The sequence below is a fragment of the Pelomonas lactea genome, from assembly GCF_043555885.1.
GTDB lineage: Bacteria > Pseudomonadota > Gammaproteobacteria > Burkholderiales > Burkholderiaceae_C > Pelomonas > Pelomonas lactea.
The window spans coordinates 359,211-373,451 of record NZ_JBIGHX010000001.1 but is presented as its reverse complement, the minus strand read 5'-3'; the positions used below and the strand labels follow the sequence as shown (position 1 = coordinate 373,451).

Annotated in this window: 13 protein-coding genes; 8 read left to right on the top strand and 5 right to left on the bottom strand. The window is 71.0% G+C overall.

Annotation, left to right across the window (positions count from 1 at the left end; all coding sequences use genetic code 11):
- Positions 1-43 precede the first annotated feature (43 nt).
- From ACG04Q_RS01585 to ACG04Q_RS01550, 8 genes are all read left to right on the top strand, one after another.
- Positions 44-2,449 (top strand): tetratricopeptide repeat protein, encoded by a 2,406-nt coding sequence (locus tag ACG04Q_RS01585; protein ID WP_394509055.1) that lies wholly within the window; start codon positions 44-46, stop codon positions 2,447-2,449.
- Positions 2,446-4,575 carry an FUSC family protein gene (locus tag ACG04Q_RS01580; protein WP_394509054.1) on the top strand — a complete coding sequence of 710 codons (2,130 nt, stop codon included), beginning with the start codon at positions 2,446-2,448 and terminating at the stop codon, positions 4,573-4,575. The genes ACG04Q_RS01585 and ACG04Q_RS01580 overlap by 4 nt, the downstream gene beginning before the upstream one ends.
- Before the next feature lie 2 nt (positions 4,576-4,577).
- A complete protein-coding gene (locus ACG04Q_RS01575) occupies positions 4,578-5,678 on the top strand; it encodes an S-(hydroxymethyl)glutathione dehydrogenase/class III alcohol dehydrogenase (RefSeq protein ID WP_394509665.1) in 1,101 nt (366 codons plus the stop codon).
- A gap of 147 nt (positions 5,679-5,825) precedes the next feature.
- The gene (locus ACG04Q_RS01570; RefSeq protein WP_394509053.1) at positions 5,826-7,172 is read left to right on the top strand and encodes a dicarboxylate/amino acid:cation symporter; all 1,347 of its coding nucleotides are present in this window, start codon (positions 5,826-5,828) and stop codon (positions 7,170-7,172) included.
- A gap of 101 nt (positions 7,173-7,273) precedes the next feature.
- Complete coding sequence (locus ACG04Q_RS01565) at positions 7,274-8,380, top strand: lactonase family protein (RefSeq protein WP_394509052.1); 1,107 nt, start codon at positions 7,274-7,276, stop codon at positions 8,378-8,380.
- A 13-nt stretch (positions 8,381-8,393) separates the two neighbouring features.
- The gene (gene fghA / locus ACG04Q_RS01560) at positions 8,394-9,218 is read left to right on the top strand and encodes an S-formylglutathione hydrolase (protein WP_394509051.1); all 825 of its coding nucleotides are present in this window, start codon (positions 8,394-8,396) and stop codon (positions 9,216-9,218) included.
- A 22-nt stretch (positions 9,219-9,240) separates the two neighbouring features.
- Entirely contained in the window at positions 9,241-11,112 is a 1,872-nt protein-coding gene (locus ACG04Q_RS01555; RefSeq protein ID WP_394509050.1) for an ATP-binding cassette domain-containing protein, read from the top strand.
- Positions 11,109-11,489, top strand: a complete 381-nt coding sequence (locus ACG04Q_RS01550; RefSeq protein ID WP_394509049.1) for a hypothetical protein — start codon at positions 11,109-11,111, stop codon at positions 11,487-11,489. Before ACG04Q_RS01555 ends, ACG04Q_RS01550 begins: the two co-directional genes overlap by 4 nt.
- A gap of 90 nt (positions 11,490-11,579) precedes the next feature.
- Here ACG04Q_RS01550 and ACG04Q_RS01545 read toward each other — a convergent pair whose 3' ends face one another.
- The 5 genes from ACG04Q_RS01545 to ACG04Q_RS01525 form a co-directional block, all read right to left on the bottom strand.
- Positions 11,580-12,200: a response regulator gene (locus ACG04Q_RS01545; RefSeq protein WP_394509048.1), complete on the bottom strand. Its 621-nt coding sequence runs from the start codon at positions 12,198-12,200 to the stop codon at positions 11,580-11,582.
- A 104-nt stretch (positions 12,201-12,304) separates the two neighbouring features.
- Positions 12,305-12,664 (bottom strand): DUF6916 family protein, encoded by a 360-nt coding sequence (locus tag ACG04Q_RS01540; protein ID WP_394509047.1) that lies wholly within the window; start codon positions 12,662-12,664, stop codon positions 12,305-12,307.
- A complete protein-coding gene (locus ACG04Q_RS01535; protein ID WP_394509046.1) occupies positions 12,664-13,161 on the bottom strand; it encodes a GNAT family N-acetyltransferase in 498 nt (165 codons plus the stop codon). Before ACG04Q_RS01535 ends, ACG04Q_RS01540 begins: the two co-directional genes overlap by 1 nt.
- A gap of 18 nt (positions 13,162-13,179) precedes the next feature.
- Positions 13,180-13,701: a phage tail protein gene (locus ACG04Q_RS01530; RefSeq protein WP_394509045.1), complete on the bottom strand. Its 522-nt coding sequence runs from the start codon at positions 13,699-13,701 to the stop codon at positions 13,180-13,182.
- Between the two features lie 10 nt (positions 13,702-13,711).
- Complete coding sequence (locus ACG04Q_RS01525; RefSeq protein ID WP_394509044.1) at positions 13,712-14,230, bottom strand: phage tail protein; 519 nt, start codon at positions 14,228-14,230, stop codon at positions 13,712-13,714.
- Positions 14,231-14,241 lie beyond the last annotated feature (11 nt).

Below are 14,241 nucleotides of genomic sequence, written 5' to 3'. Positions count from 1 at the left end.
GTGGCACGTTTAGCATGCCGACTCCGCACTTCATGGAGCCGCCATGCCCTGGCGCCGATGGGCCGTTGGCCTCGCTGTCTGTCTCACCCTGACCACCGCGCACGCCGGCGACATCGCGCGGCTGCAGACGCTGCTGACCGAGCAGCAGTACGCCGCCGCGCGTGCCGACCTCGACGCGCTGCTGCGCCTGCCCCGGCCCGACGCGGCCCAGCGTGCCGTCATCTACCGCTGGCTGTTCGCCCGTGACGACGGTGCGGCCATCGCCCGCCGCACGCGCCACGTGCTGACCGATGCCAAGGCCGAGGCCGTGGACCTGCTGGCGGCCGGCCGGCTGGCGCTGGACCTGCGCGACTTCGAGCGCGCCCGGCAATGCTTCGAGCGCGCGCTGCGCCAGGCCACGCGCCCGCGCGAGCAGGCCGACGCGCTGCGCGGCCTGGGCCAGCGCCACTACCAGCTGCGTGAGTTCGATGCGTCGCTGGCGCAGCTGGAGCGCAGCCTGGCCGCCGAGCGCACCGCCGACGGCCTGAGCGCGCTGGCCGACACGCTGATCCGGCTGTCCCGCACCGAGGACGCCATCGCCGCGGCCGAGGCCGCCGTCGCGCTGAACCCGCACCACGAGGCGGCGCACTACCTGCTGGGCAATGGCTACTCGCGCGAGAACTACACGCAGCTGGCCGCGCGACTGGGCGATGCCTTCGCGCCGCTGCTGGCCGACGTGCGGCGCGCGTCCGACGCGTTCGAGCAGGGCCGCTTCGACGAGGCGCTGGCCATCAGCCTGGCCGTGCTGCAGCGCTGCCCGCAGCTGGGCCGTGCGCATGCCATCGCGGCCAAGGCGCTGGAGTCGCAGCGGCTGTCCATCGACGTGCACCGCGCCGACTACGAACGCCGCTTTGCCGCCACGCCCATGCCGGTCGTGCCGGGCATAGCGCGCTATGTGCTGAACTGGAACGACCTGTCGCCGCGCCACCAGAAGCGCGTCGCGCTGTCCGTCGCGCCGTGGAAGGACTTCATCCCGGTGCTGGTGGAAGGCGGCGCCACGCACTTCATCAAGCCGATGTGGATGCGGCTGTCCGAGACGCCCGAGGCGCATGCGCTGAAGGACGCGCGCATCGACTACGACTCGCGGCTGTGGGATGACGTGCGCGGCATGGGCGGCCACTTCACCGTGACGGGCATCGAGGACGTGGAGCGCAGCATCTTCGACAAGTACAACACCGTGCTGCACGAGCTGACGCACCAGGTGCACGGCGTGCTGACGGCCGACCAGTCGCGCCAGATCCAGGCGCTGTACCAACAGGCCAAGGCGCGCGATGCGAAGACGAAGAACGGCTTCCTGTCGCGCTACGCGGGCGGCTCGGTGTGGGAGTACTTCGCCGAGGGCGCGAATGCCGAGGCGTCGCCCCGGCGCGACGCGTTCGACGGTCGCGAGATCGTGCGCGAGCGCCTGATCGCGACCGACCCGGCGCTGCGCGCGCTGGTGCGGCGCTTCTTCGCGCAGCGCGACACGCGGGCCAGCCTGCCGGTGGCCCTCGTCAAGGCCGGCCAGCAGAAGCTGGAGGACGGCAAGCTGGCCGACGCGACGCCGCTGTTCGAGCGCGCGCTGGCACTGGCCCCGGCCGACGAGGACGCGCTGGCCGCGCGGCTCTATGCGCTGGCGCTGCAAGGGCAGGGCGACGCCGCCCGCGGGCTGGCCGGCCGCGCGCTGGCCCGCCACCCGAAGAGCGGTGCGCTGCACGTGGCCGCGGCCGATGCGCTGTGGCATGGCGGCGCGCCGCTGGCCGCCGACGTGGTGCCCGCGCTGGCAAAGGCCGCGGGCGGGTTGACGGACGAGGACGCCTTCCGCGTGAACCTCGCGCTGGCCGACCACCACCGCCGCCTGGGCAACGTGCCGCAGGCGCTGGCGGCCTATGGCGCCGTGCTTGCCTACCAGGGCGACCAGCCCGAGGCGCTGTGGGGCCGCGCCGCCACGCTGGCGCTGGATGGCCGCTGGGACGAGGCCTTTGCGCAGTACGACGCCGTGCTGCGCCTGCGCACCGGCCTGCTGCCGCTGCGCCGCGACTACGCGCTGGACCTGCTGCGCGCCGGCCGCCTGGACGCCGCACGCGCCCAGCTCAAGGAGGCGCTGCTGCTGGACCCGCGTGACCCCGACACGCTGGCGCTGCAGGCCTGGCTGACGCTGCTGGACGGCGACGCCGCTGCCGCGCAGCGCGGGGCCGAGCAGGCGCTGGCGCTGGGCGGCTGGAGCGATCTGGCCGTCATCGTGCAGGCCGGCGCGCTGCAGGCGCAGGGCCAGGGCGGCGCCGCCCATGCGGCGCTCGCGCCGCTGCGCGAGCGCATCGCCACGAACGCGCCGCCGCGCTACGTCTACCGCGCCGACAAGTCCGCCTGGGTGTCGGTGCACGAGCTGCCGGCCAGCGAGCGCCGCGTGATGGAGCTGCTGGTCAAGTGAGAGCGTTCTTCCAGCGGCTCGAAGCCGCGCACCTGAACGGCCTGGGCGTCGCGCTGGGCGTGGCGGCGGTGCACCTCGGTGTCGACGGCCTGTTCGGCGATACGGCGGGCCTGGCGGCCGTGGGCGGCGCCGTGTGCGCCAGCCTGACCGACGTGCCCAACCCGCCGCAGCGCGTGCTGCCGCGCGTGCTGCCGGCCGCGTTCGCCGCGGGCCTCGTCACGCTGCTGGTGGGGCTGGCGCATGGCTCGCTGCCGCTGACGCTGGCGGTCGTCGCGGCGGTCAGCTTCCTGTCGCTGATGACGCTGGCCTGGGGGCTGCGCGCCGGGCCGCTGTCGTTCTCGCCGGTGCTGGCGCTGGTGTTCGCGATGGCCTGGGACCGCACGGCCGGTGCCACGTCGCCGTGGGAGCACGCGCTGTGGGTGGCCGTGGGCGGCTTCCTGTACGCCGGTTGGGCGCGCGCGGCCGCCGTGGTGTTGCGCCACCGGCTGCGCGAGCTGGCGCTGGTGCAGGCGCTGCGCGCCACGGAGCGGCGCATGCGCTCGCGCGCGCAGCGCATCGTGCAGGCCGTGGGCGGCGAGGAGGCGCGCATCCGCGCGTCCATCGCCGACGACGTCGCGCTGGCCGACGCGCTGCAGGCCGCGCGCGACCAGGTGTTCGCCGCGCGCCGATCCAGGCGCAGCCGCCAGCAGACCGACCTGCTGCTGGGCCTCATCGAGGTGCGCGACCTGCTGCTGGCCAGCCGGCTGGACACCGAGCTGCTGGGCCAGGACTTCCCGGGCCGCCAGTGGCGCGCCGCGCTGGCCGACACGCTGCGCCAGCTGGCCGACGCGCTGGCCGCGCTGGCCGACACGCTGGCCTATGGCGCGCCGCTGCCCGAGGTGTCGGCCGACGCCTGGCGTGCGCGGCTCGCCGAGCGGCTGGCCGACGTCAGCGCGCCGGCCGGCGATTCGCGCGGCCACCTGGTGTCGGCGCTGCAGTCGCGGCTGGGGCACATGATCGACGACGTCTGCGCGATGGTCGCGCGCCAGCGCCGCACCGACGACGTCGACAGCCCCTGGACGCCCGAGCGGCTGGCGCCGTTCGTGTCGCCCGAGGGCTGGCCGCTGGCAGCGTTGCGGCCGCACCTGACGCTGCAGTCCAGCGTCATGCGGCACGCGCTGCGCTCGGCGCTGGCGCTGACGCTGGCCTACGCGCTGGGCGCTGCGCTGCCGTGGGCGGCGCACCCGTTCTGGCTGGTCATCAGCGTGGCCGTGGTGCTGCGCGGCAACCTGGAGCAGACGCTGTCGCGCCGCAACGACCGCATCGCCGGCACGGTGCTGGGCTGCCTGCTGGTGATGGGGCTGGCGCATGTGCATTCGGTGGCGGCGCTGAGCGTGTGCTTCGTCGCCGCCGTGGGCACGGCGCATGCGTACGTGAACCGGCGCTACCGCACGGCGGCCACGGCCGCCACGCTGATGGCGCTGCTGCAGCCGTTGATGCTGGACCCGACCAGCAACCCCGCCATCGTCGAGCGCATCGCCGACACCTTCATCGGCGCGGGCCTGGCGTGGCTGTTCAGCTTCGTGCTGCCCAGCTGGGAGCGCGCCGCCGTGCCGCGGCTGGGCGCGCAGCTGCGCGGCGCCCTGGCGCGGCATGCCGGCAACATGCTGCAGTGGCGGCCCAGCGCGGAGGCGCAGCTGGCGCAGCGCGTGTCGCGCCAGCAGGCCTACACCGCACTGGCCGCACTGGCCGCCGCGGCGCAACGCACCCGCGTGGAACCCGAGAGCGTGCGCCTGCCCGACGCCGAGATCGAGGCCGCACTGAGCCACGGCTACCGGCTGATGGCGCTGCTGGGCGCCGTGCAGCAGCTGACGCAGCGCCGCACCGACCGTCTCGACGACGCCCGCGCGCGGACCGCGCTGCCGCTGGCCCGCACGGCCTGCGTGGACGTGCTGAACGGCGCGCCCATGACCGGCACCGACCCCGCCGAGATCCCCGACGCCGACGCTGGCGCCTGGCCCGAGCATCTGGGCCAGCACGACCTGACACCGTGGCTGCTGCGACGATTGCGGCTGTGTCGCCACGAGGCGCGCGAGCTCGTCGACGCGCTGAACCGACTTCAACCGACAGGAGTACCCAAGACATGAGCATCCAAACCCGAGCCGCCGTGGCCTGGAAGGCCGGCGCCCCGCTGACCATCGAAACGCTGGACCTGCAAGGCCCGCAGGACGGCGAAGTCCTCGTCGAGGTCAAGGCCACCGGCATCTGCCACACCGACGACTTCACGCTGTCGGGCGCCGACCCGGAAGGGCTGTTCCCGGCCGTGCTGGGCCACGAGGGCGCGGGCGTCGTGCTGGAGAGCAAGGTGCCGTGGCTCAAGCCCGGCGACCACGTGATCCCGCTCTACACGCCCGAGTGCCGCGAGTGCAAGTTCTGCCTGAGCCGCAAGACCAACCTGTGCCAGTCCATCCGCGCGACACAAGGCAAGGGCCTGATGCCCAACGGCACGTCGCGCTTCAGCCTGAACGGCGAGCCCATCTTTCACTACATGGGCACCAGCACGTTCTCCAACCACATCGTCGTGCCCGGCATCGCGCTGGCCAAGATCCGCCCGGACGCGCCGTTCGACAAGGTCTGCTACATCGGCTGCGGCGTGACGACCGGCGTGGGGGCCGTGCTGTTCACGGCCAAGGTGGAGGCGGGCGCCAATGTCGTCGTGTTCGGCCTCGGCGGCATCGGCCTGAACGTGATCCAGGGCGCCAAGATGGTAGGCGCCAACAAGATCATCGGCGTGGACATCAACCCCGGCCGCGAGGCGATGGCGCGCCGCTTCGGCATGACGGACTTCGTGAATCCGAAGGATGTGCCCAACCTCGTCGACCACATCGTGCAGCTGACCGATGGCGGTGCGGACTACTCGTTCGAGTGCGTGGGCAACGTGCAGCTGATGCGCCAGGCGCTGGAGTGCACGCACAAGGGCTGGGGCCGCAGCATCATCATCGGCGTGGCGCCGGCCGGGGCCGAGATCTCGACGCGGCCCTTCCAGCTCGTCACCGGCCGTCACTGGGAAGGCTCGGCCTTCGGCGGCGCCCGCGGCCGCACCGACGTGCCCAAGATCGTGGACTGGTACATGGACGGCAAGCTCAACATCGACGAGCTGATCACGCACAAGCTGAAGCTGGAGCAGATCAACGAGGGCTTCGAGCTGATGCGGCGCGGCGAGAGCATCCGCTCGGTCGTGGAGTTCTGATCGCGCGGCTGCGCGCTGGCGTTGGGCGGGGCGCCAGCAGCCGCGCAGCTTTGCAATTCATGTGGGAACCCACAGCGCACGCCGAGGTCGCAAGTCCTAAGCTGACGCCGAAGCCAGTTCCATCCGCAGAACTGTTCGGAGACGCGCATGCAGACCATCCCCACCGCCGCCCGACAGCCCTTCTACAAGTCGCTGTACGTCCAGGTCCTCACCGCCATCATCATCGGTGTGCTGGTGGGCCACTTCTTCCCGCAGACGGGCGAGGCGCTCAAGCCGCTGGGTGACGGCTTCATCAAGCTGATCAAGATGATCATCGCGCCCATCATCTTCTGCACGGTGGTGGTGGGCATCGCGGGCATGGAGGACATGAAGCGCGTCGGCAAGACCGGTGGCTATGCGCTGCTGTACTTCGAGATCGTCTCCACCATCGCGCTCATCGTCGGCCTCGTCGTCGTCAACGTGCTGGAGCCCGGCGTCGGCATGCACGTGGACCCCAAGACGCTGGACACCAAGAGCATCGCCGCGTACACCGCGCCCGGCAAGATGCAGGGCACGGTGGACTTCCTGCTGGCCATCATCCCGACCACCGTCGTGGACGCCTTCGCCAAGGGCGAGATGCTGCAGGTGCTGCTGTTCTCGCTGCTGTTCGGCTTCGCGCTGCACCGCTTCGGCGGCCGCGGCACGCTGGTGTTCGACGGCATCGAGAAGACCTCGCACGTGCTGTTCGCCATCGTCGGCATGATCATGAAGGTGGCCCCCATCGGCGCGTTCGGCGCGATGGCCTTCACCATCGGCAAGTACGGCGTCGGCTCGCTGCTGCAGCTGGCCAAGCTGATGGGCTCGTTCTACGCGACCTGCCTGATCTTCATCTTCGTCGTGCTGGGCACCGTTGCGCGGCTGCACGGCTTCTCGGTCTGGAAGTTCATCAAGTACATCAAGGAAGAGCTGTTCATCGTGCTGGGCACGTCGTCCAGCGAGTCGGTGCTGCCGCGCATGATGGCCAAGCTGGAGAACCTGGGCGTGCGCAAGTCCACCGTGGGCCTGGTCATCCCGACCGGCTACTCGTTCAACCTGGACGGCACGTCCATCTACCTGACGATGGCCGCCGTGTTCATCGCGCAGGCCACCGACACGCCGATGACGCTGATGCAGCAGCTCACGCTGCTGGCCGTGCTGCTGCTGACGAGCAAGGGCGCCGCCGGCGTGACGGGCAGCGGCTTCATCGTGCTGGCGGCCACGCTGTCGGCCGTGGGCGGCGTGCCGGTGGCGGGCCTCGCACTGATCCTGGGCATCGACCGCTTCATGTCCGAGGCACGCGCGCTGACCAATCTCGTCGGCAACGGCGTGGCCACGGTCGTTGTCGGCAAGTGGACCGGGGACCTGGACACCGCCCGCATGCAGTCCGTGCTGAACAACGAGACGGAGGAGCAGGCCGAGGAGCCCGAGGCCGTGCTCGACACGGTGGATCAGCGCATGGCCCCCAGCCCGCGTTGAGGCGCTCGCCGCCCCAGGGCCGCGGTTAAATTCCGTCGGCCGGACGCGCCCCAGGGTTCGGCTCGCGAACCCACCGTCCGATGCGCCGACTCGCCCTTGCCTTGACCGCCACGCTGCTCCCCTTTGCCCTTGCCGCCGAGACGTTGGTCTACGTCGGCACCGACACCGGCGGTGACAGCCGCGGCATCTACGTCGCATCCCTGGACGAGACGACCGGCGCGCTGTCGCCGCCACGGCTGGCCGCGGCCATCGGCAACCCGGGCTTTCTCGCCGTCCATGCATCCAGGCCGTTGATCTACTCGGTCGCCGGCAGCCGCGCGGCAGACGGATCGTGGCGGGAGGAGGTGGCCGCCTTCTCGGTGCAGGCGGATGGCCGCCTGACGCTGCTCAACACCCGGCCGTCCGAGGGCAGCGGCCCCTGTCATGTCGCCATCGATGCCAGCGGGCGCGTGCTGCTGCTGGCCAACTACGGCGGCGGCAACGTCGTGTCCTACCCCATCCGCGACGACGGCAGCCTGGGGCCGGCGGCCTCCACCGTCCGGCACGAGGGCGCCGGCGTGCACCCGCAGCGCCAGCAGCAGCCGCATCCGCACGCGATCTACCCCGACCCGACGCGCACCCGCGCCTATGCGCCCGACCTGGGCATCGACAAGGTGATGATCTACCGGCTCGACGCGGCCAGCGGCCGGCTCTCGCCGAACGAACCCGCCTACGCCGCCACCGAGCCCGGCGGCGGCCCGCGCCACCTGGCCTTCCATCCCGACGGGCGCCATGCCTATGTCGCGCTGGAGCTCACGTCCCGCGTCGCGTCCTACCGCGTGGACGCTACGACCGGCGCGCTGCAGCACGTCGACACCCAGTCCAGCCTGCCGGCCGGGGCCAGCGCAGACGGCAACACGGCCGCCGAGATCCTTGTCCACCCCGACGGCCACTTCCTCTACGTCTCCAACCGCGGGCATGACAGCATTGCCGTGTTCGCCATAGCCCCGCAGACCGGCGCGCTGCGCTTCGTCGACGCGACGCCCAGCGGCGGTCGCACGCCACGCAGCTTCGGCCTCGTGCCCGGCGGGCGTTTCCTGGTGGCGGCCAATCAGAATGGTGGCAACCTCACTGTCTTCCGCATCGACGCCGAGCGCGGCACGCTGTCGCCCACCGGCCAGGAATTGCGCATCGACCGCCCCAAACACGTCCGCTTCCTGCGGCGTTGAACCAGACCTCACCATGAACCTTCTCAGCGAACACCGCGCCTTCGGCGGCACGCAGCGCTTTCTGCAGCACGACTCCGCCGAGATCGGCCTGCCCATGCGCTTTGCGCTCTACGTGCCGCCGGCACCGAAGGCGCTGCTGGTCTTTCTCGCCGGCCTGACCTGCACCGAGGAGACCTTCACGATCAAGGCCGGCGCCCAGCGCCAGGCCGCCGAGCTGGGCCTGGCGCTGCTGATGCCCGACACCAGCCCGCGTGGCGCCAACGTGCCGGGGGAGGCCGACAGCTGGGACTTCGGCGTCGGCGCCGGTTTCTACCTCGACGCGACGCAGGCGCCATGGGCGAAGCACTGGCGCATGCAGAGCTACCTGCTCGACGAACTGATCCCGCTCGTGCAGCGCGAGACCGGCCTCACCCGCACCGGCCTGTTCGGCCACTCCATGGGCGGCCACGGCGCGCTGACACTGGCGCTGCGCCACCCCGGGCGGTTCCAGTCGCTGTCGGCCTTCGCGCCCATCGCGGCGCCCATGCACTGCCCCTGGGGCCGCAAGGCCTTCGCCGGCTACCTGGGCGAGGACCGCGCCGCCTGGGCCGCGCACGACGCCAGCGAGCTGATGCGGCTGCAGCGCAGCGCGCCGTACCCCGGCGGCATCCTCATCGACCAGGGGCTGGCCGACAAATTCCTCGCCGAACAGCTGCACCCCGAGGCCTTCGAGGCCGCCTGCGCCGCCGTCGCCCAGCCGTTGACGCTGCGCCGCCATGCCGGCTACGACCACGGCTACTACTTCATCGCCAGCTTCATCGACGACCACCTGCGCCACCACGCGGAACGGCTGATCTGACTTGCCGGGGGACAATCGCCGGATGGCTGTTCTCTCCCTCACCAATGCTCATCTCGCCTTCGGGCACGTCGCGCTCCTCGACGGCGCCGGCTTTTCCCTCGAAGTCGGCGAGCGCGTCGGCCTCATCGGCCGCAACGGCACCGGCAAGTCCTCGCTGCTGAAGATCCTCGCCGGCATCGAGAAGCTCGACGACGGCCTGCTGCAGCAGCAGCAGGGGCTGACCAACGTCTACGTGCCGCAGGAGCCCGAGCTGCGCGGCGACGCGACCATCTTCGACGTCGTCAGCGAGGGCGTGGCCGAGGCCAAGGCGCTGCGCGAGCGCTACGAGCGCCATGACGAGAACGACGACCTGGCCTGGGTGCAGGAGCGCATCGAGCACATCGGCGCCTGGAACTGGGAGCAGCGCGTCGACGAGACGCTGCACCGCCTGGGCCTGGACGGCTCGCGGCTGGTGGGCAGCCTCTCCGGCGGCCTGAAGAAGCGCGTGGCGCTGGGCCGCGCGCTGGTGGCCCAGCCCGACGTGCTGCTGCTGGACGAACCCACCAACCACCTGGACCTGGACGCCATCGCCTGGCTGGAAGGCCTGCTGAACGACTTCAAGGGCTCGCTGCTGCTGATCACCCACGATCGGCAGTTCCTGGACAACGTGGCCAACCGCATCGTCGAGCTGGACCGCGGCCAGCTGCGCGGCTACCCCGGCAACTACGCTGCCTTCCAGGCCGCCAAGGCCTACGAGCTGGAGAACGAGGCGCTGGCCAATGCCCGCTTCGACAAGCTGCTGGCGCAGGAGGAGGTGTGGATTCGCAAGGGCGTGGAGGCGCGGCGCACGCGCTCCGTGGCCCGCGTGCAGCGGCTGCAGGAGATGCGGCTGCAGCATGCCGCGCGCCGCGACGTGCAGGGCAAGGTGAGGCTGGACATCGACACCGGGGCGAGCAGCGGCAAGATCGTCGCGGAGCTGGAGGACGTGTCCAAGAGCTGGGGCGACCGCGCAGTAGTGCGCGGCTTCACGTCGACGATCCTGCGCGGCGACAAGGTGGGTCTCATCGGCCCCAACGGCGCCGGCAAGACGACGCTCTTGAAGATGATCCTCGGCGAGCTGCCGCCCGACAGCGGCACGGTGCGCCTGGGCTCTCGACTGACGGTGGCCTACTTCGACCAGATGCGCGACACGCTGAACCTGGACGCCACGCTGGCCGACACCATCAGCCCCGGCTCGGAGTGGATCGAGATCGGCACGCAAAAAAAACACGTCAAGAGCTACCTCGGCGACTTCCTGTTCTCGCCGGCGCGCGCCAACTCGCCGGTGCGCACGCTCAGCGGCGGTGAGCGCAACCGCCTGCTGCTGGCGCGCCTGTTCGCCCGGCCGGCCAACGTGCTGGTGCTGGACGAACCCACCAACGACCTCGACATCGAGACCCTGGAACTGCTGGAAGAGCTGCTGGCCGAGTACGACGGCACGGTCTTCCTCGTCAGCCACGACCGGCGCTTCCTGGACAACGTCGTCACGTCCACGCTGGTCTACGAGGGCGATGCGCGCTGGCGCGAGTACGAGGGCAGCGTGCAGGACTGGCTGACGCAGTCCAGGCGGGCTGCGGCCTTGCAGCAGGCGCAGCAACCCAAGGCTGCGCCCACGCCGCCGCCTGCTCCGGAGCCGGCCCCGGTCGTCGCGACCAGGCGCAAGCTCAGCTACAAGGAGCAGCGCGAGCTGGACGAGATCCCCAAGCAGATCGCCGCGCTGGAGGCCGAGCAGACGCAGCTGAACGCGCTGCTGGCCGGCACCGAGCTCTACACCCAGGGCGCCAAGCGCATCGCCGAGGTGACCGAGCGCGCCGCCGACATCGACACCGAGCTGCTGGCGTTGATGGAGCGCTGGGAAGTGCTGGAGAGCAAATGAACGCACTGCACCACGAATGGCTGGCGCTGCAGGCTCAGCATGAGCGCTACGAGGCGCTGGCGCTGGGCGTGAAGCTGACGGCGTTTGCGGCCATCGTCGTGGTTGCCGACAACACGCTGGCCCTCGCGTTGCTGGCGCTGCTGTGGCTGCAGGAGGCGGTGCTCAAGACCTTCCAGTCCCGGCTGGGCGAGCGCCTGCTGGCCGTGGAGCGGGGGGTGAAGTCCGGCACCGAGGTGGCAGCGATGCAACTGCACAGCGACTGGCTGGCCAGCCGCCCGCGTGGCGCCGGCCTGGCCGCCGAATACCTGAAGAGCGCACTGCGCCCCACGGTGGCCTTGCCCTATCCGCTGTTGATGGCGTTGGTCGCCATGATCTGACCGCGCCTGCCTCCGGTGCTCCCGGCCGTCGTGCCTCGATGGGGCCGAGCGCCGGGCTGCCCCCCGGGGGTGCGGACGAGGGGCACCCGGTCACACCGGCTGCAATTTCTCCACCGACACGAATCCCGCCTGCCCCTTGAGCTGCACCACCGTCTCGCTGTGGCGGTGCACCACGTGTTGGGCCACATGCACGGCCCCCTGGTAGCGCACCTTGTCGCCGGGCTTGATGACGGGCTGCGGCGGTATCACCGGCAGCGGCGGGCGCGGGGCCGGGCGCGCTGCGCGCATCGTGTCGCGCAGTTGGTCGTGCAGGCCCGGTGACGTCTTGGCCAACGCCTCCAGCGATCGCGTCACCTCGGCCTTGAGCTGCTCGGCCGTGAACGGCTTCTTCAGCAGGAAATAGGCGCCATGCGCCTGGGCCTCGGCCTGGTGCTCGGGTGTCACGTCGAAGCTCATCAGCGACAGGTGCAGTGCCGGCTGCGCCTCGCGCAGGCGCTGGAACAGCTGGAGGCCCGTCATCGGCGCCTTGGCGAACCAGTCGGTGATGAGGAAGTGGGGCTTGAAGGCCAGCCCCTGAGCCAGTGCCGTATCGGTGTCGGCGCAGCAGAGGATCTGATCGGCCACGAAGCCGCGGCTCTGCAGCAACTGGCGGGCGAAGGTCTGGACGCCGGCCAACGGATCTACAACGAGGAATTTCAAGGGGTCGCTCATGTCACTTCGGGCGCCGCGGCCGACGGCGGCGCCAGACATGGGCCATTGTGCCGGCCGGCGCGACCCGGCCACGTGACAAACCCCTCGCCGTGCGAGAACTTTTGTCAGCCTCGCAGGCGGCAGAAGTCGGCGCGCAAGCCGCCCGCTGTGCGCGCGACGTAAAGCACCACGGGTTCACCCGAGCCGCCGGTCAGGCGGCGCAGGCCGTCGCCGAGGTCGTCGGGCAATCGGCCCTGGAAGCTCACGCTGAACTGTTCGCCTGGCCGGCCGCAGGCGTGTGTGTCGACCGACGTCAGCCTGACGGCATGCCCATCCACGTCGAAGACCTCGCCCAGGTGCGACTGCCAGTCGGCCAGACCCGCCATGCCGCCAAGGCCCGGGCGGGCGGCCGCGAGTGCTGCGGGGGCTCCCGCTGCCGCGGCCAGGGCGCTTGCGGTGCTCTTGAGGAAAAGGCGTTTGTTCATCATGGCAGGCACTCCTCAGGCTGCACGGTAGGGGCCGGTCTGAGCATGGGCTGGTACAGGCCCTGCGGTTCGCATTCGGGGAGAAAGCCAAGCCGCTCATAGAGCCGCCGGGCCGGGTTGTGGATCTCGACCTGGATGCTCACGTGCCGGCCCGTGACGGCCGCCTCATCCATCAGCGCGCACAGGCAGCGCGTTCCCAGCCCCTGGCCTCGCCAGCCGGGCAGCAGCGTGATGTCCAGAACGTGCAGCCTGTCCGGACGCGTGTCGACCCACAGCCGCCCGGCCACCTCGTCCGCCATGAGGATGAGATGGCAGATCGAGGCCGGGAAATGCCGTCGGTAGTGCTGTTGCTGGGCCTGGTGCTGCTGCATCACGAAGGCCTCCCGCTGCGCGCTGGGCCAGTTGGTCAGCGCCAGTTCGTCGGCACGTGTGCTGGCGTAGATCGCGAGCTGCCAGTGATCATCGCCAGGCGATGCGGGGCGCAGTCGGTAGTCCATGGCTCCGCGGCTCGTGGCTCAGCTGCGTGGCGGGAAGACGCCCTGCAGCGCAATGCAGAAGCTCAGCGCCTGGTAGGGCTGCCGGTTCTCGTGCGCCTGGCCACTGCCAGCCGCATTGATGGCCGCGGGCGCCATCGGCGCGGTGGCGCCCGGTGTGCGATACGCGTTGCCGCCGCCCGTGGCGGTGGGCGTCATCAGCGTGCCGGCCGGCGAGGTCGAGGTGGGCGTGAGGCCTGCCATCAGCGCGTGGCTGTGGCTCGGCATTTCCTGCGGCAGCAAGGTCACCGTGGGGACGCCGACGGTTTCACCGAGGACACGATCGCTGAGGCCCGGGCCCTGGCCCTGGCCCATGGCGAAGCTGTCGCGCAGGTTGGGCAGCGCAAAGTTGGATTGGCCATTGCCCCCGTAGTAGGTGCCTATCAGAGAGAAGAGGGCGGTGTTCTGGCTGATGGGCAGCAACTGGCCGTCGCAACGCGCCCAGCCCCTGGGCGCGAAGTTGTACGGCATGACGCGGATTTCGGCGACGAAGGGGTTGGACATGCCACGCTCCTCAGGTGGGTGACGGGTAGATGCCGTACAGCGAGATGATGTAGTTGACTGTCAGCGTCGGTGCCATGTTCTCGTGTGGCTGCGGGTTGCCCCAGGCGCTGGAGATGGCGCTGCTGGCCATCGCCGTCGCGGCGGGCCCGGCGCCGTAGCTGGCGGCCGTCGTGACGGCCAACACGTTGCCCCCGGGGGCCCCGAGGCTGGCTGCCGCGGTGCTGCCGAGCGCCGCATGGCTGTGCGAAGGCGTCTGGGCGGATTGCAGCGTCACGGTCTCGGTACCGCCGGTCTGGCCCAGCGTGCGCGGTGACAGGCCGAGCCCCTGACCCTGGTGCACCGGCACGCGACCGCGCAGGTCCGGCAGCGCGAACGTGCTCTGGCCGTCGCCGCCGTAGGTGGTGCCGATCAAACTGAACAGCGTGTCGTTCTCGGCAATCGCCACCAGCTGCCCCTGGCACAGGGCCCAGCCATTGGGAGCGAAGTTGCCCGCAAAAAGGCGGATCTCTCCGACGTATGGGTCCGACATGGCAAGCTCCT